The following is a 23,911-nucleotide window of genomic DNA, read 5'->3' as shown; positions in this document are numbered from 1 at the left end:
CTAAAATTATTAGTAGTATTTCAATTTGTTAGAATACTTTTTTATTAAAGTAGTTCTACACCTTGGTCTAAAAGGGTTTCTTTACGCTTAGGATCCCAAATACTTACTTGTACTTCACCGATATGTTTAAGTTTCAACATAAACATACAGATTCTAGATTGTCCAATACCGCCACCAATGGATTCTGGTAGTAAATCGTTTAATAACATTTGGTGGAAAGTAAGTTGTTGTCTATCCAGGCTATTTCTGATTTCTAATTGAGTCATTAGCGCTTTTTTGTCTACTCGAATTCCCATAGAGGACAATTCAAAAGCGGCATTTAGGATAGGGTTCCAGACTAATATATCACCATTTAATCCACGGTAACCGCGTTCATTGCCAGTACTCCAATCATCATAATCCGCTGCACGACCATCATGAGGCATACCATTGGAAAGATTACCGCCAATGCCATATAAAAATACTGCTCCATATTCTTTCGCAATAGCATTTTCACGCTCTTTTGGTGTAAGGTCAGGATAAGTTAAAAGCAACTCTTCAGAGGAAATGAAGTGGATATTTTCTGGTAATACTGCCTCAATATGCGGGTATTGTTGAGCAACGGCTTGTTCTGTACCATAGATTACAGCATAAATATCTTCTACTGTCTTTTTAAGGAAAGTCAGATTTCTATGATCAGGTGTTATGCAACATTCCCAATCCCATTGATCTACATAAATAGAATGTATAGGCGAATAATCTTCGTCAGGACGTAAAGCACGCATATCGGTCAATATTCCTTCCCCTGGTTCCATTTCTAATTCACGAAGACGAATACGCTTCCATTTAGCTAAAGAATGAACAACAACTGCACGTTGATCATCTAAGGATTTTATAGGAAAAGTTACTGGTCTTTCGATGCCATTTAGGTCATCATTAATACCTGTACCATCTAAAACCACGATAGGTGAGGATACAGGGGTAAGATTTAGGGCTTTCTTTAATCCAGCCGCAAAAGTCTCCTTAACAAACGTAATCGCTTGTTCTCTTTGTAAAATATGACGTCCCATTAAGTCTTTACTTATTTATTAACATAGCTGTGTGGTTTAATAATAAACCATAGTCTTATAATTGCTTACAAAAATACAAAAATGTTAATGATTTGAATGATTTATTGAGAAAATAATTACAAAACTTTGTAATTGATGTTGATTTATTCAACAGAATTGCTAAGTGCTTGAAGGATAGCACTTGCTTTGGTTAAACACTCTTGATATTCATACTCTGCTTGTGCTTCTATAGTAATGGCACCGCCGGTACTGAAGGATAAGTATTTATCTTTTGCATTATATAAAATGGTACGAATAACCACATTAAAATCAAAATCACCATTGGGCGCAAAGTAACCTATTGCTCCGGAATAAACACCGCGCTTGGAATGCTCATATCGATCGCACAATTGCATGGCTGATAATTTAGGCGCCCCAGTCATTGAACCAGCAGGGAAGGTGTTTTTAATTAAATCCGTGGCTTTTGAGTTTTCTGAAACCTGACATGAGATGGTCGAAATCATCTGGTGTACATGTTTAAAGCTATAGATACCAAGCTTTTCAGTTACTTCAACAGTTCCTGGAATAGCACTACGGGTGAGATCGTTGCGCACAAGGTCAACAATCATAATGTTTTCAGATATCTCCTTTGGATTATTGCGGAGGTTTTCTTTAAGAATTTGATCCTCCTCTGGAGTTTTTCCTCGTTTAGCTGTTCCTTTAATGGGTTGAGAAATTAAGGTCTGTCCACGCTTAGCCAAAAAACGCTCAGGAGACGCACTTAAGATGTAATTATTTTGCCATTTAAAGAACGAAGCAAAAGGAGTAGGAGATATTTTGTTTAATTGCAGAAACAGCGCTTCAAGATTTGAGATTTCTGCATCATCATCATAAAATTCCTGACAAAGATTGACTTCATAGATGTCACCACGCTTGATATGGTCCATCATCTGGTTGAAAGCCGTTAAATATGCTTTCTTGTCCATCTTAGGTTTAACTTGACCTGTATAAGAAAATACTTCTTCCAATGTTTTGGTAGATTGGATGATGTCAAAAATTTCTTGGGGATCATCATCAGATTCAATGATTACCTCTTTTTCTAGAAATTTAATGGTTGTTTTCGGAACGAAAAAGTAAGCATCAGGAAATGCTAATGGATTAGGAAATTTACTTTGTAAATCTTCCAGTTCGTTCTTAAGGTCGTAAGTAAGAAATCCCGGTATCCAATGATTAGGATATCGGGATTTAAAATTTTCTATTTGAGCAAATGCTTGACCTACATTCGCGATAAGTTCATCTTTAGCATCGATGGCTAAAAGGCTCTGTATTTCAGAATAATGATCTTGAAAACCATTAGAATGGAATAGACAAACCTGTTCGAAGCTTTTAGACCATTGTAAAGCTTTTTTTAGAAAGATAGACGTATCGGTATGAAAGCTGGCTTTAGCCATTTGCCTATAATTCGATCGTTTGCTTACGGTCAGGTCCTACAGATAGATATTTGATTGGCACATTCAATTCTTTTTCTAAGAAAGCAATGTAATCAGCTAAAGCAGTAGGGATTTCAGATTTACTTTGGATACCAGTTAAATCTTGGTTCCAACCTTGTATTTCCGTATAAACCGGTTCTGGTTTATTGGTAATAATCTCGTAAGGCATGTAATCAATTTGTTCACCTAAGTAATTATAGTGTGTACATGCGTAGATTTTATCAAAAGTATCCAAAACATCGGCTTTCATCATAATCAATTCAGTAACACCATTGATCATGATAGCATATTTTAAAGCAGGAAGATCAATCCATCCGGTACGACGAGCACGGCCAGTAGTAGCACCAAACTCATGTCCCAATTGACGTAATTTTTCGCCTGTTTCATCTTCTAATTCTGTTGGGAAAGGACCTCCACCAACGCGTGTAGCGTAAGCTTTGAAAATACCATATACTTGACCAATTTTATTAGGAGCAATACCTAAACCAGTACAAGCACCAGCAGTAGTGGTATTAGATGAAGTTACAAAAGGGTAAGAACCAAAGTCAACATCTAATAAAGTACCTTGAGCGCCTTCAGCTAAAACACGTTTACCATCTTTCAAGTATTGGTTAACTAAGTGTTCTGAATCAACGTGAGGAATAGATTTTAAGAATTCAATAGCATCTAAGAATGCTTTTTCTTTTTCTGAGAAATCAGGGATTTCACCGTAATGAGAAAGCATAGAAAGGTGTTTTTGCTTTAATTTCTCATAACGTTCCTGGAAGTCTGATAAAGTAGTATCACCCACACGAAGACCATTTCTACCGGTCTTGTCCATGTAGGTAGGACCAATACCTTTTAATGTAGATCCGATTTTTCCAGCACCCATATTGGATTCCGAAGCGGCATCTAGCAATTGATGGGTTGGAAGAATTAAGTGAGCTTTACGAGCGATTACCAAATTACCCTTTTCAACAGGGTCGAAACCAGCTGCTTTAAGGTTATCTAATTCTCTCTTAAGGATGATTGGGTCAATAACCACACCGTTACCGATTAGGTTTAGTGTTCCTTCATTGAAGATTCCAGAAGGAATGGTGTTCAATACGAATTTTTTGTTGTCAAATTCTAAGGTATGTCCGGCATTTGGACCTCCTTGGAAGCGAGCGATTAAATCGTATTTTGGACAAAAAACATCAACGATCTTTCCTTTACCTTCGTCACCCCACTGTAAACCCAAAAGCACATCAACTTGCATAGTATTTACTGAATTATATAGTTAAAATTATTGTTTGATTATCTATTAAAAATAAATGTTCGGCAAAGGGATATGATGGATAGCCATTTGCCGAACAAAGGTATATATTATTCCTTCGAATGTTAAATTAATTTGAAATAACTTCTTCCTTTACGGAGGATTCACTGGCCATTTTGCTTTTTCTGCAATCTGCACATATACCATATAGATTTAGGGAGTGGTGTTTAATGTCAAAATTTAACAAATCCCCAATCATAGATTGAATCTGGTGAATGCGAGGATCACAGAATTCAACTACTTTATTACATTCAATACAAATCACATGGTCATGCTGTTTATAACCATAAGATTTCTCAAATTGAGCCATGTTACGCCCAAATTGATGTTTGGTAACCAAATCACAAGATACCAGCAGTTCTAGGGTATTGTATACCGTAGCACGGCTCACGCGGTACTTCTTGTTTTTCATATGGATATATAAGGATTCCACATCGAAGTGATCCGATCTAGAATAGATTTCTTCCAATATCGCGTAGCGCTCTGGAGTTTTTCTTAGATTCTTGTTTTCTAGGTATGCTTCAAAAATCTTTTTAACAGTTTCGTAACTTTCGCCCTGTTTCATATGATTCCTTAAGGTTAAAGATTCAAAATTACCATTTTAGAATGGCATTCACTATTTAATTCTGTCAGCTGCTTGTAAGTCTTTAGTTCTCTGATTCATATCGGGTAACCCCTGTGATACCGGATATCTGTTTCAAGTTGCGGATTAGATTGTCCAATTGCGCAGTATCATTCACAAACACCATGATATCACCTTCAAATATACCCTCATTACTTGATATTGAGAGCGAACGGATATTCACATGGAAATCGTGCGAGATGACGGTAGTAATCTTATTTACCAATCCGACATCATCAATACCCACGATTTTCAATCCGGTTAAGAATGCAACATTGTTTTGAAGAGATGCCCAACGAGCTTTTAATATACGGTAGCCATAATTTGCCATCAGTTTAGAAGCATTTGGACAGCTGGTACGGTGGATTTTGATACCGTCGTTAACGGTTAAAAATCCAAAGATGTCATCACCCGGGATAGGATTACAACAAGGAGCAAGGGTGTAATCAACTTTCTGCCCGTCATCACCAATTAATATAGTGTCCTCTTTCTTGTTGATTTTCTCCACCAATCCTGTAATATGCGATTGGAATTGGTTCTGGTTAGCATCTTCAGATCGTTCATTGGCCACAAATTCCCTGAGGTTTTTAATGTCAATGCTACCTTTTGCTACATTATAGAATAAGTCCTGCGAACTCTGAAATTTAAAATAGTTGGCAATTTTATTGATGTTGTCCGTATTGTACGTGATTTTAAGGGATTTTAGTTTTCTCTCCAAAATCTCCTTACCATCCTCAGCAACCTTACGTTTTTCTTCTTTTAAAGATGACTTGATCTTAGATTTTGCTTTCGCCGTTACAACAAAGTTTAGCCAATCTTCTTTAGGTGTTTGCTTGTTGGAAGTAATAATTTCCACCTGATCACCATTCATTAGTTCATGACTTAAAGGAACTAATTTGTGATTGACTTTAGCACCAATACATGTTGCGCCAATATCCGTATGAATTTCAAATGCAAAGTCCAGAGCTGTAGCACCATTTGGTAATTGCACTAAAGTACCCTTCGGGGTGAAAATGAAAATCTCATCAGAGAAGAGGTTCATTTTGAAGTCATCCACAAAGTCCATGGCATTGGTCTCTGGATTGCTTAAGATATCCCTAACTTTTTGAATCCATTGATCTAATCCATTATCAGAATTGGACTCTTTATATTTCCAGTGCGCTGCAAAACCTTTCTCTGCGATTTCATTCATTCGTTTCGTACGGATCTGAACCTCCACCCATTGCCCTCTAGGACCCATTACGGTTGTGTGTAAGGACTCATATCCATTTGCTTTAGGTGAAGACACCCAATCACGCAATCTGTCCGGATTTGGTCTGTAAAGGTCAGTTACGATAGAATAAACCTTCCAACATTCTGTTTTTTCTTTTTCATCCACCGTGTCAATAATGATACGGATAGCGAATAAATCGTATACCTCTTCAAAGGGAATCGATTTCTTACGCATCTTATTCCAAATGGAGTGGATAGATTTTGGTCTACCGAATACAGAGGCAGTAATACCCTCTGCACCTAATATTTCTTTAATAGGACCAATGAAGTCAGCAATAAACTTTTCACGTTCTGCTTTCTTTTCATTGAGTTTCTTTGCGATAAATTTATAGGTATCAGGGTCAGTGAACTTCATGGAAAGATCTTCCAATTCTGACTTGATAGCATATAATCCTAGTCTATGGGCTAGGGGAGCATACAGGTAACTGGTTTCTGATGCTATTTTTAATTGCTTATGGCGAGCCATAAACTCCATTGTTCGCATGTTATGCAAACGGTCGGCTAGTTTAATGAGGATAACACGGACATCGTCAGCAAGCGTTAAAAGCATCTTACGGAAGTTCTCAGCCTGCATGGAGCTATTAGGATCAAAGATTCCAGAGATTTTCGTTAATCCATCTATGATACGCACAACCTTTTTCCCGAATTGCTCCTCAATATCTTGTAGGGTCACGGAAGTATCTTCCACGACATCATGAAGCAATGCGCAGACTATGGATGTGGTTCCTAAGCCGATTTCTTCTGCAGCGATCTGGGCTACAGCAATAGGATGGTAAATGTATGGTTCGCCTGATTTACGGCGCATATCCTTGTGACTTTCGAGTGCCAGATCGAAAGCTTTACGGATCTGTTCTTTATCACCTTTTTGAAGTGTCGGTTTACATGCTCTTAATAATGCACGATATCTTTTACGGATTTCCTTGTTTTCTGCCTCAATATCAATCACGTATTCTTCCATAAAACTTCCTCAGTACTAAATTGATGTTAAAATAATTTATTAATTTTAATGTACTAAAACCAATGTTTTTTAGTAATTTGTGTAATGTATAAATATACGGAAATATTTTGACTTTTAACGATAGAGAAATAATAAAAAAGGTTGCAAGGGTAGTATGAAAAAGTGGATTTTGATGTGTTTGATAGGTATGCTTGTGCCATGGATTGGACAGGCCCAAACGCTTATTAAACCGCAGTATGGTGGAGGAAAAGGAGAGGTGGTGGAACATTATGCTACAGATAAATTGGACAACGGTGAAATTGTTCCCTGGTTTCCTATTCAAGAAGTAGTCATCGTTGCTATCCGTCGCTTTAAGACGGAAGAAGAAAGACAGAAATACCTAAGGTTAAAGCGCAATGTCATTCGGGTATTGCCTTATGCTATCTATGCACAGCGAAGATACGAGCAGTTGGACCGTGATCTAGCAGTTGCAACATCCAATCGAGAGGAGAAGCGTTTAATCAAAGAATGTGAGAAGGAAATTAAAGATAAGATTACATCAGAGGTAAAGAACTTGAGTGTTTCTCAAGGAAAAATCTTGATTAAATTAATCGAAAGACAAACAGGTAGTACCAGTTATGAGCTTGTTAAAGATATGAAAGGTAATATATCAGCTTTTTTATATCAAGGAGTAGCAAAACTATTTGGACACAACCTAAAAAGCACTTATGATCCACAGGAAGACTATGAAATAGAAAGTATTTTGCGTGAATATGAACGCTCAAGACCAATGTTAAACCAATAAAAACACATGTATATGAATAAAACGATCTATGATTTTACTGCTTTAGAGTTTAATGGCCAAAAGAAATCCTTACGAGATTTTGAAGGAAAGGTGGTGTTGGTAGTCAATACAGCCAGTAAATGTTTCTTTAATAAGCAATTTAAAACCTTAGAACGTCTTTATCGTAAATACAATGAAATGGGCTTTGAAATCTTAGCATTTCCTTCCAATGACTTCAGAAAACAAGAACCATTAACTGGTCGAACTTTAGAAACCTATTGCCGTATTGGCCAACAAGTTTCCTTTCCTGTGTTTAAACGAATTCACGTAAAAGGTGAATTCACAGACCCCTTATATCAATATCTTTCAGACAGTAAATTGAATGGACAGATTGATTCAGTTCCATTATGGAATTTCCACAAATACCTTATTAATCGAAAAGGAGAGGTTGTGGACTATTTCTACAGTATTACCAGCCCAATGTCAAAGAAAGTCCATAATCGTATTGAAGAGCTCCTGTTGGCAAAGGTTTAGCAATAAATTTTGTTAATTTTGGACCAAAACGAAAAATAATGAAGTTAGATTTACTCGTAATGACTGTTCACCCAGATGATGCTGAATTAGGTGCTGGAGGAGTCATTGCAAAATATGTGGCTGAAGGAAAGAGCGTAGGTATTATTGATTTAACCCAAGGTGAATTAGGGACGCGTGGTACTGCTGAAACTCGTTTGAAAGAAGCGCAAGATGCTGCTGATATATTAGGCGTGGTTGTTCGTGAAAACCTGAAACTTCGTGATGGTTTTTTTCAAAATGATGAGGAATGCCAATTAACAATTATTCGAGCAATTCGTAAATATCAACCTGAAATCGTCATTACCAATGCTTTAGATGACCGCCATCCCGATCATGGTCGTGCAAGTAAATTAGTCAATGATGCCTTATTCTTGGCAGGCTTACGTCGAATTGAAACTGAATTAGACGGTCAAACTCAAGAAGCTTTCAGGCCAAGATTACAATTGCAACTTATCCAAGATAAATATATTCAACCCGATATTTTAATTGATATTACTGAGTTTTGGGATATTAAAGAAAAATCTATTCTAGCATATAAAACACAGTTCAATGTTTCCGACTCGAATGATGAACCAGAAACATACATCTCTAATCCTGATTTTATGCTTTCTACTCGTGCTAGAGCACAAGAGCTAGGACGTTCCATTCAAGTGAAATACGCAGAAGGATTTACCTCAAGAAAATTATTAGGAGTTAAGGATTTATTTCAATTACATTAAAGATAAAATAAAAAGGAGCTTAAAACTAAGCTCCTTTTTATTTTACGCATATTGTTCAAAGAAACTGCGGATAGCAGTTTCATCTTTTTTAATCTGTTCCTGCATCAATTCCAAGCTTTCGAACCATTGATCGTGTCTGATGAACTCTAGGAATTTAACTCGTACAGTCTTTGTATACAGATCATCGTTGAAATCCAATAAATTGACCTCAATCTTGCGGCTCATTCCATCAACAGTCGGTCTTGTTCCGATATAACACATGCCTTTAGCTACGCGTTCAGGCTCTGGTTGGAAATAATGGCCTGTTTTAATTTCTGTAGTACAAGGATAAATCTCAACTTCAACGGCATAAATTCCGTAAGCAGGTATAAGCTTATGGGATTCATGAATATGAAGATTAGCTGTTGGGAATCCAATCTCTCTTCCGATTTGATCTCCACGAATCACAGTTCCTGTCAATTCAAAAGGATAACCTAAATATTTATTTGCTGTGATAATATCACCTTTAATTAAGGATTCACGGATTCGTGTGGAAGATACAGCAACATCTTCGATGTCTTGCTCTGGGATTTCTTCAACTGTATAATCGAAAATCTGCGAATTATGAATCAAATCCTTGATAGTACCTTTACGGTCTTTGCCAAAGTGGTGATCATAACCAATTACAATCTTCTTACAGCCGATTTTATTGACCAATACATTTGAAATATATTCTTCAGGAGTTTGAATCGAAAAATCTCGAGTAAAAGGAGTAATGATGAGGTGGTCAATGCCAGCAATTCCCAATCGTTCTACTTTTTCTTCGATGTCGTTGATTAATCGTAGAGAATCATCGTCTGGATTGATAATTAATCTTGGGTGTGGATAGAATGTCAATAACACGGTTTCTCCGGTATTATCTTTTGCTAACTCCACTAATTTATTTAGAATCTTTTGATGACCAACATGCACACCGTCGAAAGTACCAATGGTCACTATGGCATAGTCCAAGGGCTTGAATTCATCTAGATTTCTGTATATCTTCATTTCTGTTTAATAGAAGGTAATTACAGCAGGATAGGCTGTTTTTTCTGTTTAACTTGGTTGATTAATTCCATGAGATCCCAAGCATTATCCACGTGGAAATCACCACTTTTAGTTCTCCTTAAAGAAGACAAGTGAGCACCATTACTCAATGCCTTTCCAAAGTCATGTGCAATGGAACGGATATACGTTCCTTTCGAACATTGAATTCGAAAATGAACAACTGGTAACTCTATTTTTTCAATCTTAAAATCAGTAATATTAATTCTTCTGGCCTTTAATTCAACATCTTCACCACGTCTCGCTTTTTCATAGACACGCTCACCCCCAATTTTTATGGCTGAGTGTGCAGGTGGAAATTGGTCCTGCTCACCAATAAAGTTTAATGCTGTCTGTTGAATTTGTTCTTCTGTGATAGAGGATATATCAAACGTCTGGTCGATTTCAGTTTCCAAATCATAAGAAGGGGTAGTAGCACCTAGTGTAATTGTCCCGGTGTATTCCTTATCCTCAGCTTGAAATCCATCTATCTTTTTGGTCATCTTGCCAGTACAGACGATTAATAAACCTGTTGCTAATGGATCCAATGTTCCAGCATGACCAACTTTAATCTTTAATGGCTTAAGACTGTTTCTGAGCTTGCCTACCACATCAAAACTTGTCCAGGTGACTGGTTTATCAATTAAGAGTACTGCGCCTTCAGCAAAGTTAAGGTCCTTTATTATGCTTTCTTTTGTTGTAATATCCATCCGCTACTTGCTATTCTTGATTTTGAAAATTCATTATTGTTGGCAGAATCTCTAGTCAAGGATACTTGAATTTTCTGCAAAAATAAGAATAATAATTAGTATTGATAGGTTAGCTTAAGCAATTAGACGGATAATAATAGCAATTTTACCGCAGTTTGAATTTCTAAATTCCGTAAAAACAAAAAAGGGATTGTAAAACCAATCCCTTCAAATATCTTGTGTGATGCTTTTAATTGTTCCAAAAGAACACCAATAAGGCAATACCAATAATAATACGGTACCAACCCCAGAACTTGAATCCGTATTTAGTCAATACGGAAATAAAGCTCTTTACAGCAATCATTGCAACAATAAAAGCTACTACATTACCAATAATGAAGATTTGGATGTTCTCATTGCTCGCCATGATCATTTCATATCCTTTTTGCGCATTGGCAGTTCCTTCACCCCAAGTTTTTACAAAGATGGAATATACAGTAACAGCTAACATCGTCGGAACAGCAAGGAAGAAGGAGAACTCAGCTGCTGCCTTTCTGTCCAATCCTTGTGTTAAACCCCCAATAATGGAAGCTGCAGATCTGGAAGTTCCTGGCATCATTGCCAAACACTGCCAAAATCCAATGATAAATGCTTTCTTAATAGGAATTTGCTTCTCATCGGTAATCTTTGGATTCTTAAACCATTTGTCAACGAATAAAAGTACAACACCACCTAATACCAAAACAGTAGAGATTGCAATCTGGTTACCTAATACTGCTTCAATCTTATCATCCAATAACTTTCCTAAAACCAATGCAGGAATAACCGCAATAGCTAATTTTACATAGAAAAATAAGTTCTTGAAATCGAAAAATCTACGCCAATATAAAACTACGATTGATAGAATAGCGCCGAATTGAATGGATACTTGGAACATCTTCAGGTATTCACTCTCTTCCATACCCATCAAGGCAGCTGTAAAGCCCATATGAGCCGTTGAGGAAATCGGTAAATACTCCGTAAGTCCTTCGACTATCGCTAGGATAATCGCCTCTAAAATACTCATTGCTTAGTTTGCTTTGTTTTTCGGTTTATATAAAATAGCTACAAATCCAACAGCAAACCCGGCAACCACCACCAGTGGTGCAAGCGTAATTTTTGTAAAGCTGTAAATATCCTCTGTGCCCATCATTAATAGGAAACCTATTGCAACAATGACAATGCTGAGAATAAACAACTGATAATTTATTTTTTGAAACACAAACTGCTCTTGTTTTGCAGCTTCATTTCCAGTTTTAGTCTTTTTAACGGTTTGATTCATGATCTTTATCGAATTAACAATTGATTAACGGTATAAACTTGCTGACTTAGCACGCAAATATTTAGTAACGGCAAAATATGTACTCAATCCAGAAATTAAGATGCCTAATCCAATCACAATGATAAAGATTAAAGCAAATTGTGTCCAATTGCTTAACAAGACCATCTCCGGTACTTGCTTCTGTGCAAACTGAAGGGTTAACACCAATAACAAAATAGCTATTAAGGATCCAATCAGACCATGTGCTATTCCATACATGATGTATGGTCTACGGATGAATCCTTTAGTAGCACCGATTAATTGCATACTCTTAATTAAGAAACGTTGCGAATAGATCGCTAAGCGGATGGTGTTATTGATTAATGCCACTGCAATGATCAATAAGATCACCGCAAAAGCTAGGATAACAATACCAATGATACGGATGTTGTTATTCACCATGTCGATTAAAGACTCTTGATAGACAACCTCTTTTACTTTATTGTTTTTACCGATTTTATCGATGAACATCTTGATGCTGTCGCTATTGGCGTATTGTTCTTTCAGGTAGATATCAATAGATGGAAGTAGGGGGTTATGACCTAAATATTCCACGAAATCTTCACCTAAATCTTCTTTTAGGTTTTTAGCGGCAAGTTCCTTGCTCACATATTCAGACCTGGAAACAAATGGATCTTTCTCCATATCCTTCTGTAAACTCAGTACATCACCTTCATTCACATTGTCATTTACAATGACATTGAGAACGATATTTTCTTTTACAAAACGGGAGAGGTTCTTAGCATGGACTAGGATAAGTCCTAATAGACCTGTCATTAATAGTACCAGTGCAATACTGATTACTGTAGAAACGTATACCGATTTAGTTTTTTTTCTTGGCGAACCCTGTTCGATCACTGACATATAATTTCCTTAATATTATGTGCGAAAGTAAGTAATTCGATTGAATCCTTCCTAATTAAATCCACATGAATAACTAGAAGTTCTTTACTTTCACTAAAAATCTAACAACGAATATCAGAAATTATTGTATAGAATAAAAAACTTTTATGCTGAAATTGCCTCAAAATAGCTATTTTCGCAATTCTTTCAAAATCCTTTTTATAGATAATCATGGAGTATAATCATCTTACGATTGAGCAAAAGTGGCAGAAGTTTTGGGCTGAAAATCAGACATTCAAAACAGAAACTAGTACAGACAAACCCAAATACTATGTACTGGATATGTTCCCTTACCCATCAGGTGCGGGCTTACATGTTGGGCACCCACTTGGTTATATTGCTTCCGATATCTTTTCTCGTTACAAACGTCTGAAAGGTTTCAATGTATTGCATCCTATGGGATACGATTCTTTTGGCCTTCCAGCTGAGCAATATGCCATTCAAACTGGACAACACCCAGCTATAACTACGGAAACAAACATTAACCGTTATAGAGAGCAAATGGATAACATTGGTTTCTCTTACGATTGGTCTCGTGAAATTCGTACTTCCAATGCCGATTATTACCATTGGACTCAGTGGATTTTCATGAAATTATTTGATGCTTGGTATAACAAAGACACAGATAAGGCAGAGCCTATTCAGACTTTGATTGATCACTTAAGTACAAAAGGTTCAGCTGGTATTCATGCTGAAGCGGATGAAGACGTTCTTGAGTTAACCGCAGAACAGTGGAATCAGTTAAGCGAAGAGGAGCAACAAGTTGAATTGTTGAAATATCGACTTGCTTATTTACGTGAAAGTACAGTAAACTGGTGCCCGGCTTTAGGTACAGTATTAGCCAATGATGAAGTAATCAATGGTGTATCTGAGCGTGGCGGATTTCCAGTAGAACAAAAGAAAATGATGCAATGGTCCATGCGTATCACAGCCTATGCTGACCGTTTATTACGTGGATTAGATACGATCGACTGGCCAGAACCATTAGTTGAAATGCAACGCAATTGGATTGGCAAGTCAGTGGGAGCCAGTGTGAAATTCCCAGTGCCACAATTGGACACTAATATTGAAGTTTTCACGACTCGTGTAGATACTATTTTTGGAGTTAGCTTTATTGTATTAGCGCCAGAACATGAGCTTGTCGCTGCTTTAACTACTGAAGAACAACGTGCTAATATTGAATCTTATATCGATAAAACATCCAAAAAGTCGGAGTTAGACCGTATGGCCGATACAAAAACTGTGTCAGGTGCATTTACAGGATCTTATGCTAAGCATCCAATAACCGGAGAAGATGTACAGATATGGATTGCAGATTATGTATTAGCAGGATATGGAACAGGGGCAGTTATGGCTGTACCTTCAGGTGATCAACGTGATTATGTGTTTGCTAAACATTTTAATCTTCCGATTATTCCTATTTCAGATTCTCAAGATATTACTGAAGCTGCAGACCCTAATAAGGATGGAAAATACATTAATTCTGATTTTATCAATGGCTTAACCTATCAGGAAGCTGTTCCAGCTTTAGTTGAACGTTTAGAGTCACTTAAGTTAGGGAAAGCTAAGGTGAACTTCCGTATGCGTGATGCTATCTTTGGTCGTCAGCGTTATTGGGGAGAACCTGTTCCAGTTTATTTTAAAAATGGTTTACCATATTTAATCAAAGAAGAAGAATTACCATTGTTATTGCCAGAGGTAGATAAGTATCTGCCTACAGAATCCGGAGAGCCACCATTGGGCCGTGCTGAGGATTGGAAATATCAAGATCAATACGAATATGAATTAAGCACCATGCCAGGTTGGGCTGGATCTTCATGGTATTGGTTCCGTTATATGGATCCGCAAAATAAGAATCAATTTGCTTCTCCAGAAGCTGTTGACTATTGGAAAGCGGTAGATTTATATATCGGTGGTTCTGAACATGCCACAGGACACTTATTGTATTCCCGCTTTTGGAATAAATTCCTAAAAGATATGGGGTACCACAATGAGGAAGAGCCATTCAAAAAGTTGATCAATCAAGGGATGATCCAAGGTCGTTCTAACTTTGTTTATCGTGTATTGGATGAAGAGGGCAGAGGAACGAATAAATTCGTATCATTAGGTTTAAAAGATCAATACAATTGCATTCCATTGCATGTCGATGTGAATATTGTACATAACGATATATTGGATTTAGAGAAGTTTAAGGCATTCCGTCCTGATTTCAATAATGCAGAGTTCGTTTTGGAGAATGATAAATATATCTGCGGAACAGAGGTTGAGAAAATGTCAAAATCCAAATTCAATGTTGTCAATCCAGATGATATTATCAGCCAATATGGAGCGGATACATTGCGTTTATATGAAATGTTTTTAGGTCCTTTGGAACAAGCGAAACCTTGGAATACCAATGGTATCGAAGGAGTTTACAAATTCTTACGTAAAGTATGGCGTTTATTCCATGATGCTGAAGGAAACTTCAATGTATCGGATGAAGAACCTACTAAAGCAGAATATAAGGCATTACATAAAATCATTAAAAAGGTAGAGGATGATGTTGAGCGTTTCTCTTTCAACACATCTGTATCAGCGTTTATGATCTGTGTGAATGAGTTAACAGACCTAAAATGTAATAAACGTAAGATTTTACAGGATTTAATTATCTGTCTTGAGCCTTATGCTCCGCATATTACCGAAGAGTTATGGGCGAAATTAGGAAATGCACCTGGAACTATATCCTTTGCTGATTATCCTAAATTCAATCCAGAATATTTGGTGGAAAGTGAATTTGCTTATCCGGTATCAATCAATGGTAAGATGAAGATGAATCTTCCTTTAGCTCTAGACTTGGAACAACCAGATGTAGAAGCTATTTTGAAAGAAAATGCAGATATTCAGCGCTTTCTAGATGGTAAAGACATCAAAAAGATCATCTTTGTAAAAGGTAAAATTATCAATATGGTCGTTTAGTAATTAAACTAATAAATTATAGATAAGAGGACTTTATGTCCTCTTTTTTTATGCAAGAATTTTTATGAGGTAAAATATTTAATTATTTAAATGAGGCCTTTTTTACTAATACTTCACTTTTAGCTTAACAAAGTGTTGTTTAAACTCAATAGTGGCTGTTTGTTGGTCGTTTTTCTTAAGAGATAGGCTTTAACTAGTGATTTATGTAGTCATATATTTACAAATATAATTAATCAATAGGCGGTAAGTAGTATAATAAATGTTCATAATAAGAATAAAAGTAAATATATATTAAAAATATATGATAATCAGATTTTATTGTTTAGTTATATTATTAAATTAAACGTTTTAGTAAATTATTGGTATTTCTATAGTTAATTTAGAAGTATGTAAGGTTTAACCTAATAATTTCATTAATCTTTCAATCGATACTATATTTGAATAGAATTTGAAAATGAACTAAAAGAAATTATTCACACTAACTATTTTAATTCAAAACTCAAACTTATCAAAGTTCAATAAGGTCGGAAGCTATGTTTAACATTTACCTTCCGACCTTTTTGTTTTTATTGAAGATCACCTGGAATTAACAATCCTTCTAATCTGGTGTCAATGGATAAATGTTCCTGAGAATTTATCGGCTGTTGATTAATCCGAAACAATTGAACTTACTAATTTTGAGAATCCAATATTATAATGATCATAGCTTCTTTTAAGAAAGACTTGAAGAATATTTTTTAACAAATAGTTTCTCTCCAAAACATACTGTTTACTATCAAAAACCCATAGAATCCTTGATAATTAGCGATGTAGTTGTATGCTTACAAATATAAATTAACCCAATTGACAGAATGTGACCTAAATCACACTTTGATTTAGTGTAAATAATCCTAATAATTAAAAATATATTTATTTGAATATTAAAATTTATTCGTAACCCTGTTTTTGCAAATATTTTGATGTTTTTGTATAAATAAATAAGAAATATTTGTTCGTCTATAAGTGGTTGTTGATTTTTTTGAATTAATAATTTCCAATTTATATTTGTCTCGATTTGTATGGATTTAAAAGGATTATTCACACTAACTTTTACTTCTTCGAATTAAAAAAGCTATTCATACCGGTTTGCTCAATTAGATGAGGAAGCATTAGGTATGATATATATAGAATTAATTAATTATCCTTCTTATTGTATTAAGAAATGAACAAAAAATTATTAGCCATTGCCTTAGGATTAGGCATAAGTGCAGCGAGTTATGGTCAAACCCTAACTGTAAAGCGTGATTCTGTAGTTACAGAGGATAGCGATAAATATTCAGTTAAGACTAATCGTTTTTTTGACAACTGGTTCTTCGGTGCAAGTGCTGGAGCTCAAATGTTTTTTGGAGATCATAACAAGCAAGCTGAATTCGGAGATCGTATCTCACCTTACTTCCAAGGTTATGTTGGTAAATGGTTTACTCCAGGTATAGGTGTTCGTGCAGGTGTCGATGGATTTAAAATTGTGGGATTAACCCAGAATGGAAGCCACTCGACTGGACCTTATGATAAACTTCCTTGGGAAGGTTATGAATTAACACGTCAAGAGTTCAATTATTGGCATGTAAGAGCTGATGTGTTGTTCAATTTAACAAACATTATTGCTGGATATAAAACAGATCGTTTTTATAATATCAGCCCTTATGCTGGTTTAGGATGGATGGTAACCACTGAAGAGCCTATCGAACGCGAAGTAAGTGCTAATATCGGTTTATTTAACACGTTCCGTTTGGCAAAATCGTTGGACTTAACCTTAGATGTTCGTGGTGCAATGGTTAATGACCGTTTTGATGGCGAAGATGGCGGACGTAGAAACGAAGGTCAATTGTCTACTAGTTTAGGTTTGGTTTATAAATTCAATAAACGCGATTGGAATAGACCTACTACAACCACCATTACAGAAACTTACGATCAAGCTGAATTTCAGAACCTGATCAATCGTTTACAGAAATTAGAAGCTGACAACGATGCTCTACGTAAGCTCTTGGCTGAAGCAAAAGATACTACAATCACCAATATCAATGTTAAGAAAAATCTATTAGCGGCTCCTATATTAGTGACTTTCCCTATTAACAAGAGTACCGTTAGTACAGAAGCTCGTGTAAACTTAGGTTTCTTCGCTAAATTGATTAAAGAAACAAATTCAGATTTTGTTTATTCCATCACAGGATATGCTGATGAGGGAACTGGTACTCCAGCAATTAATGAGCGCTTAAGTAAGGAACGTGCAGAAGCAATCTACAATGTATTGGTTAATGAATTTAAAGTAAATCCTAAGCAATTGAAAACCATTCATAAAGGTGGTGTGCCTAACATGTTCTATGACGATCCTAGATTAAGTAGAGCTGTTATTACGATTGCAGATATACTCCTAAAATAATTTTACTACCTTCCAAATTAAAGTTTTAGGCAGTGAGGTTTTCTTACTGCCTATTTTTATTTTTAAAAGCTACATCTAAATCCTGTAAATCTCTATTCAACTTTTACCTTTCACCTTATTTTCCTTATTTTAACTTGAAATATGATAAACATGAAATATTTGAGTTTTCTTGCTGCTTCTATTTTGTTGATTTCTTGTCAACAACAGAAAAAAGCAGATCAAACTAGCGGAGCAACAGAGACGCCTTCTACTTATCAAGCCCCAACAGCTCCTGCACAGTATACTACGCCCGAAGCAAAATCAGAATACGTATTTGAACATTATTGGGACAATTATAACTTCCAGGACACTAGTCTTAGTTTAAATAATGACTATACAGAACAAGCTGTTGTCAATTACATCAATATCTTTGATAAGGTAAAGCCTGAACAATTAAATGATGGGATAGAAGACTTGTTAAATCAAGCAAAGGCTGAACCTAAGACATTCAATTTACTACAGACCATATTCGATCGTTATTTAAGTGATCCGAACTCACCTATGAGGAATGATGCTTACTACGAAGTGTTTTTGGTCAATCTTTTGAAATCGAATCATCTGGATGAAAATCAAAAAATAAAATATGATTCAAGGCTTAAGCTAACCCTTAAAAATAAGGCAGGTACGCGAGCTGCAGATTTTAAATTCCTTAAACAGGATGGCCAAATCTCCAGTTTATATGCTGAACAGGCTGACTATTTGTTCCTCATGTTTTATGAACCCGGTTGTAGTTCTTGTGAGGATGCCTTTGCTTATTTGAGATCAGATGATGGGTATAATAAGATGATTGAAAGTGGTAAACTAGAAATCTTAGCTATTTATCCCGATGGGGACCGTGATATCTGGGAAGATTATAAAAGTAATATTCCTAAGAATTGGGTTAATGGGCTTGATCAAGAACAAGTGGTGGTAAATATGGGACTGTATCAGATTTTAGCAACTCCAACAATCTATTTGCTTGATAAGCATAAAAATGTCCTGCTAAAGGATGCAACTATACCACAGGTCTCAACCTATCTTTCAGGAGTTACTAAATAATAACAAAACAAAAGTAGGAAAAATATTAAAGCCCTTGTTGACGACAAGGGCTTTCTTATTATGCTGCTTCTGATTTTAATTTCTCGGTACTGATTAAATGATGCAAGACTTCGGTAGATAAACCATGGAGTACCAATCTAAATCCTGCTCCATACGTAGGGAGAGGGATCATAGGGTGCTTGTTATTCAATGCCACTAATTTCTCCGGACAGCTCATAATCGTGGCGGCATATACGCCGATAACCTCATCTAGCTGTAAGGAATTGGATGCTCGCCAAAAATCATTGTCCGTCAAGAAAAATTGATAAACCGGTGTGAAGATTTCTATGGCAGAAGCCAAATCCAGGAAATTCGTCCAACGGTTAGGAAATTCCTCAAATGGAATTGGCTGTGGACCAATAGCCGTAAAAACAGGATTGCTGACCGGATGAATTTTTAATCCTCGTTCTTGGATAGCCTTATTTAAATTGATAATAAAATTATAAAGATTTAAATCGTGCTCAAGAAATAGATTATCCTTAACCGCATTAATACTTAATGGTTTAAGTGGATTCATTGGAATGTTTTCTGCACCATCCACATTATCCTTTATGAACCGTAACACTTCGGACCCTAAATAGAAATGTCGCAATATTAGGAAGTTCGCTTCCGGTGAAACCCAATATTTCATTCCCCAATACAAAAACCGATGCAATGTTTTGGGTGCATTGATGAGGTTAGGGGCAATGGCTTTAAATATCTGAAAGAAAATAATGGTTAATCTTCCAAATACCCGAAGAAAGGGCAATAAGAATTGTTTACTTTTTCTACCGGAATCATATAGGAACGCTGCTTTAGCATCCTTATGAAACGGAACAGAATTGTCCAGAAACAAGGCATGCCAATGGTTGGGATCCCGTGGGTTATTTTCTTTTGTTTCGAAATATTCGCTGTTGTGTAACATAAACTAAAACTAATAATTACCAATTTCTGCTAATTGCATTTGGTAGAGTTTTGCTACCACCTTAGCAGTCTTACTTATTCTTTTGGCGATTTCCTCTGTCAGCAATTCAGAATCCAAGGCCTTTTCAAAACGCTCAAAATGATTGTCATTACTATCGCTTGTCTCATGATAAATAAAAAACGATACTTGATCATCCTTTAATTCTAATTGCTGTTGTATTGCACGACCCCATTTCCCAGCCAATCGATTTCCTAGTCCTTCAATAATAAACATACCACCCAATAAATCAAATGGGTTAGGCTGGCTAGCTTTATGAAACATATAGCTGCTTAGGGCATCAGAACCCAGATTCTTTTCACCTGTGTACAATTCCTCATGTGTTCCACCACAATTGATGTAATTCTTTTCCAAGATTTGGTAATCCCGATGTTCATCTCTTGAATGAGAAATGAAGGAGGAGCGGATATCGAAATATTCCATACTCACATTAGATGCTGCCCTTGCAATCCATTGGGATCCATCAATTACTTGTTGACGTAGGTTCAATAATAATAACCTGTAGTCTTCCAAGGTTATAGTCCCATTGTATATGCGGTCAATGATAGGGGTATTTCGTAAGGACAATTCAAAATCTACCCAGGTTTGTGTCAATTCACGAACCAACTTTTCCTGTATTGGTTTATTGGCAATATGAATCTCTGGAGCTAAGATTTCATCTTCTTTGGAAATTAGAATCTCCTTGGTTTCGGAACTAGGCGCTATAACTTTCAATTTCATAAAGGTCGTGATAAACCGACCGCTTTCAGGAACCATGCATATAAGCTCTTGTCCGGCTTTTAATTTTCCACTATAGAAGAGTTCCTCCAGCATAATATAGATCGATGCAGAGCCTGTATTGCCCTTACTGTGCAAATTGCTGAACCACTTGTCATCCTCAATATGTAAACCGCCCTTTTGAAGTAAATCAATGATGGGCTGTTTGAAATATTCGGAAGAATAATGGCATAACAGCCAATCCATAGTTTTAGGATCAATCTTACCACGATCAATTAATTCGAAAAAATGCTGTACACCCAGGTTGACTGTTTGATTGACCAATTTGATATCTTGTTTCAAATTAATAGCTGAATCAGCATCGGCTGCCGAAAAATTAGGGTAATCTAACCAATATTGGCCTGTAGTACCATCCTTTTGTTTATTGGTTCCGGCATACATACAAACGCCAAAGCTATTGGCATAAGATTTTACATCTATCCATTCAATTTCTAAACTTAAACCTTTGCTGTTTTTCTTGTCGGATAATAACATGCTTCCGGCACCATCAGAGAGCATCCAACGTAAAAAATCGGTATCTAGAGGTAAACCCTTTTCTTGAATTTTTGGTTGTGTTTCAAATCTTGAAGCCTTAAACATGCGGCTAGGCATATCCGATGCACAAGATAAGGCACGTTGATATTCTCCCGATTGAATTTGGAGAAAGGCACTTTTTAAAGCCATAATACCTGCTGAACAAACACTTTGGTGTGAGGAGATACCACAAACGGGCAATGCTGCCTCTGCCTGTAACATACTTGCGAATCCAGGAACTGGTAGGTCGGCTTGTGTTGTTCCGGCAGTCAACAGTTGAATGGCGGATTTATCCACTTTTGCTTTATCCAAGCAGTTGTTGATGGCTTTTGCTGCCATTCCAGCTACAGAATCGGTTGCCTGTTGAGCTTTATCCAAGGCGTAATAACGCGTATGGATTCCATTCTGTTGCAACATCCGATCTTTCGAACGCGAAGGTTTTCCTCCAATTAATCCTAAATAATCTTCCATTTCATCATTTGAAATGGCCTTGTTGGGTAAATGAACCCCGATAGCGGTTATATAAACAGGTTTTTTCTCGTTCATTTTTTCTTATTCGTATTTACTTGTGTCTGAAAAATTTTATCAAATATGGGTAGCATAAAGCCGAAATTACCTCGGCTAGCTTGGTGATGCATACTATGTCTAAAAGTGAATTTTGAAAATGATGTGCTGGGTTTGTCACTTGGAAATTCATGATTGCAATGGCCCAAAAGGTTAATGATAATACTCATTACAGGTAAACTCAGCAAGCTTATCAGTTGGAACTCATGAAATAAAACGGGGAAGAAGATGACCGTGCCTAGCATAAAAGCTTCAATCCAATGGAAGCTATAAATGGAATAACTGCTCGGCTCTTTGGACCAGTGGTGTGTTTTATGCACGTTTTTGAAAAACCATCGTCGATGTAAAATCCAATGCATGGTATAGAAATGTAGTTCATTCCACAAAAACAAAATCGGAATTTCCCATAGACATGCCCAAGGATTATCAAATCCTACTTTAAAGTAACCATGAGCATATAGTAGTTGAAAGGGAATAGCCTGAAGGCTAAAAACAAATATGGAAACAAAGGAATTTTGAATCTCCTTTCTTGTTTGACCAGGTTTGTGGGCATGCACAATTTGCTGAAGATTCCATTTACGCTTATAATGCCGTATAATCCATTCGCTTGTATATGTGCCAAGCAAATACAAAATACTAAAAAAGACAAAAAAGAAGGCGCTGCTATAATACCACTTGGACAATACAAACGCAAAAATTTGTTCTAAATAGGCCGTCATTCTATATAATTCGGTGTCAACGATTCAGTTCCTCCATTACTGGAAAACTTAATTTCTTAACGTACTATTCTTAGCGGTATTTCTATAAATATAAAAATTTATATTTAATAGTACACAATTATCTTGATAAATTCGGTTCCCCGATAATAATAGAACAAATCCATCAAGAGATGGTTTTTTCGACTATCGCAATTATATAATTACTATAACCAACGCTTAAAATCACAAAACGATTTTGAAATATATACGTTCTATTTTTATTCAACATCAAGATTTATTTAAACAACCTTATTTTTTAATCATGAAAAAGAATCTAATCACACAACTATCCGTATTATTGCTAACTGTATTTGTATTAGTTGCATGCAGCTCCAAACAAAAAGGTGACGTGTCTGATGATCCCAAATATGCTGATATCGCCAATAATATCTTTTTTACAAAAGCACCAACGTATTATTACGAATATACCCAGCAAAAAGAGGGAGGGAAGACCGGTAATTTTCTATCAAGTCAAAATGGAATGCCTACAGCAAAACTTATCGCAGAAATCCCTGTAAGATCCCATGTCCACATCTCCAAGGTTCTCGAAGTGCCTCAGGAAGATGGCTCAGTAAAAGTGATGGTAACAGGAAAAGTTTTCCCAAACCCTCAAAGTTCAGGCGAAGAATATATGGCTATCCTAGAGGATATCAAACCTGCATTGGAATTAAACAAGTAAGACTTCATATAAATAATTAGAAAGGGAAAAGTAAAATGGAATATCCGTTCCATTCTACTTTTCCTTTTCCTCTTTTTGCTTACCACATTTTTCTTTTTCCTTTCCAATTTCTGTTGTCTTTTGTCTGTAGTCTCTTCGTCTTTCCTTAGGGTTTTCCAGGGGTTTAGTAGGGGTTTAGTAGGGGTTGGATTCGAGAACCCTTCGGATCTCCTTCGGAACTTGTTCGGATCTCCTTCGGAACTCGTTCGGTTAGAAGCGAACGAGTTCCGAAGGAGATCCCTATTATATCCTAAGAATTTCCCTAAGTGTATCGAATCCATATCGAAGCAAATAGTAGCTTGAATCCTGTTTAATACTAATGCTTCTTTAACTTGAAATATAACTTTTAGAACCTATTTGTCTTCACAAAGTCTAAAATGATTTTTATATAGGCTTT

Annotated in this window: 20 protein-coding genes; 7 read left to right on the top strand and 13 right to left on the bottom strand. The window is 36.2% G+C overall.

Features of this window, described 5'->3' with window-relative positions:
- Window positions 1-44: 44 nt before the first annotated feature.
- From asnA to ACP6L2_RS04940, 5 genes are all read right to left on the bottom strand, one after another.
- Window positions 45-1,049 carry an aspartate--ammonia ligase gene (gene asnA / locus ACP6L2_RS04960; RefSeq protein ID WP_440508182.1) on the bottom strand — a complete coding sequence of 335 codons (1,005 nt, stop codon included), beginning with the start codon at window positions 1,047-1,049 and terminating at the stop codon, window positions 45-47.
- A 143-nt stretch (window positions 1,050-1,192) separates the two neighbouring features.
- Window positions 1,193-2,479, bottom strand: a complete 1,287-nt coding sequence (locus ACP6L2_RS04955) for an anthranilate synthase component I family protein (RefSeq protein ID WP_440508181.1) — start codon at window positions 2,477-2,479, stop codon at window positions 1,193-1,195.
- Between the two features lie 4 nt (window positions 2,480-2,483).
- On the bottom strand, window positions 2,484-3,755 hold the full coding sequence (locus tag ACP6L2_RS04950) for an adenylosuccinate synthase (RefSeq protein ID WP_440508180.1): 1,272 nt from the start codon (window positions 3,753-3,755) through the stop codon (window positions 2,484-2,486).
- A gap of 127 nt (window positions 3,756-3,882) precedes the next feature.
- Complete coding sequence (locus ACP6L2_RS04945) at window positions 3,883-4,377, bottom strand: Fur family transcriptional regulator (protein WP_344674676.1); 495 nt, start codon at window positions 4,375-4,377, stop codon at window positions 3,883-3,885.
- A gap of 82 nt (window positions 4,378-4,459) precedes the next feature.
- Window positions 4,460-6,664 carry a RelA/SpoT family protein gene (locus ACP6L2_RS04940; protein ID WP_344674677.1) on the bottom strand — a complete coding sequence of 735 codons (2,205 nt, stop codon included), beginning with the start codon at window positions 6,662-6,664 and terminating at the stop codon, window positions 4,460-4,462.
- A gap of 154 nt (window positions 6,665-6,818) precedes the next feature.
- Here ACP6L2_RS04940 and ACP6L2_RS04935 point away from each other — a divergent pair, with 154 nt between their 5' ends.
- The 3 genes from ACP6L2_RS04935 to bshB1 are packed head-to-tail and all read left to right on the top strand — an operon-like array spanning window position 6,819 to window position 8,719.
- Complete coding sequence (locus ACP6L2_RS04935; protein WP_440508179.1) at window positions 6,819-7,448, top strand: DUF4294 domain-containing protein; 630 nt, start codon at window positions 6,819-6,821, stop codon at window positions 7,446-7,448.
- A 12-nt stretch (window positions 7,449-7,460) separates the two neighbouring features.
- Window positions 7,461-7,961 (top strand): glutathione peroxidase, encoded by a 501-nt coding sequence (locus ACP6L2_RS04930; RefSeq protein WP_440508178.1) that lies wholly within the window; start codon window positions 7,461-7,463, stop codon window positions 7,959-7,961.
- Between the two features lie 38 nt (window positions 7,962-7,999).
- Entirely contained in the window at window positions 8,000-8,719 is a 720-nt protein-coding gene (bshB1, locus tag ACP6L2_RS04925) for a bacillithiol biosynthesis deacetylase BshB1 (protein ID WP_440508177.1), read from the top strand.
- A gap of 42 nt (window positions 8,720-8,761) precedes the next feature.
- On the opposite strand, the gene ACP6L2_RS04920 is transcribed toward bshB1, so the two are convergent.
- The 5 genes from ACP6L2_RS04920 to ACP6L2_RS04900 all read right to left on the bottom strand — a co-directional run bounded on the left by ACP6L2_RS04920 (window position 8,762) and on the right by ACP6L2_RS04900 (window position 12,694).
- Entirely contained in the window at window positions 8,762-9,745 is a 984-nt protein-coding gene (locus tag ACP6L2_RS04920; RefSeq protein WP_440508176.1) for a bifunctional riboflavin kinase/FAD synthetase, read from the bottom strand.
- A gap of 20 nt (window positions 9,746-9,765) precedes the next feature.
- A complete protein-coding gene (gene truB / locus ACP6L2_RS04915; protein WP_440508175.1) occupies window positions 9,766-10,491 on the bottom strand; it encodes a tRNA pseudouridine(55) synthase TruB in 726 nt (241 codons plus the stop codon).
- 229 nt (window positions 10,492-10,720) lie between these two features.
- Complete coding sequence (locus ACP6L2_RS04910; protein WP_440508174.1) at window positions 10,721-11,536, bottom strand: undecaprenyl-diphosphate phosphatase; 816 nt, start codon at window positions 11,534-11,536, stop codon at window positions 10,721-10,723.
- Between the two features lie 3 nt (window positions 11,537-11,539).
- The gene (locus ACP6L2_RS04905; protein ID WP_344674684.1) at window positions 11,540-11,791 is read right to left on the bottom strand and encodes a DUF3098 domain-containing protein; all 252 of its coding nucleotides are present in this window, start codon (window positions 11,789-11,791) and stop codon (window positions 11,540-11,542) included.
- Window positions 11,792-11,815: 24 nt separating this feature from the next.
- A complete protein-coding gene (locus tag ACP6L2_RS04900) occupies window positions 11,816-12,694 on the bottom strand; it encodes a cell division protein FtsX (protein WP_344674685.1) in 879 nt (292 codons plus the stop codon).
- Window positions 12,695-12,904: 210 nt separating this feature from the next.
- Between ACP6L2_RS04900 and leuS the strand changes: the two genes are divergently transcribed.
- The 3 genes from leuS (at window position 12,905) to ACP6L2_RS04885 (ending at window position 19,184) form a co-directional block, all read left to right on the top strand.
- A complete protein-coding gene (gene leuS / locus ACP6L2_RS04895; protein ID WP_440508173.1) occupies window positions 12,905-15,688 on the top strand; it encodes a leucine--tRNA ligase in 2,784 nt (927 codons plus the stop codon).
- Between the two features lie 1,201 nt (window positions 15,689-16,889).
- Entirely contained in the window at window positions 16,890-18,107 is a 1,218-nt protein-coding gene (locus tag ACP6L2_RS04890) for an OmpA family protein (RefSeq protein WP_440508172.1), read from the top strand.
- 150 nt (window positions 18,108-18,257) lie between these two features.
- Window positions 18,258-19,184, top strand: coding sequence for a DUF5106 domain-containing protein (locus tag ACP6L2_RS04885; RefSeq protein ID WP_440508171.1), 927 nt, complete (start codon window positions 18,258-18,260; stop codon window positions 19,182-19,184).
- Between the two features lie 58 nt (window positions 19,185-19,242).
- On the opposite strand, the gene ACP6L2_RS04880 is transcribed toward ACP6L2_RS04885, so the two are convergent.
- The 3 genes from ACP6L2_RS04880 to ACP6L2_RS04870 are packed head-to-tail and all read right to left on the bottom strand — an operon-like array spanning window position 19,243 to window position 22,757.
- On the bottom strand, window positions 19,243-20,127 hold the full coding sequence (locus ACP6L2_RS04880) for a DUF6999 family protein (RefSeq protein WP_440508170.1): 885 nt from the start codon (window positions 20,125-20,127) through the stop codon (window positions 19,243-19,245).
- 9 nt (window positions 20,128-20,136) lie between these two features.
- On the bottom strand, window positions 20,137-22,020 hold the full coding sequence (locus tag ACP6L2_RS04875) for a beta-ketoacyl-ACP synthase III (RefSeq protein ID WP_440508169.1): 1,884 nt from the start codon (window positions 22,018-22,020) through the stop codon (window positions 20,137-20,139).
- Complete coding sequence (locus ACP6L2_RS04870; protein ID WP_440508168.1) at window positions 22,017-22,757, bottom strand: sterol desaturase family protein; 741 nt, start codon at window positions 22,755-22,757, stop codon at window positions 22,017-22,019. The genes ACP6L2_RS04875 and ACP6L2_RS04870 overlap by 4 nt, the downstream gene beginning before the upstream one ends.
- A gap of 301 nt (window positions 22,758-23,058) precedes the next feature.
- On the opposite strand from ACP6L2_RS04870, the gene ACP6L2_RS04865 reads away from it, so the two are divergent.
- Complete coding sequence (locus ACP6L2_RS04865) at window positions 23,059-23,475, top strand: hypothetical protein (protein ID WP_440508167.1); 417 nt, start codon at window positions 23,059-23,061, stop codon at window positions 23,473-23,475.
- The last annotated feature ends 436 nt before the right edge of the window (window positions 23,476-23,911 follow it).

It is taken from the genome of Sphingobacterium lactis (assembly GCF_051951495.1).
Classification (GTDB): Bacteria; Bacteroidota; Bacteroidia; order Sphingobacteriales; family Sphingobacteriaceae; genus Sphingobacterium; species Sphingobacterium lactis_A.
Note: the sequence above shows the minus strand (reverse complement) of the source record. Positions and strands in the feature narration are given on the sequence as shown.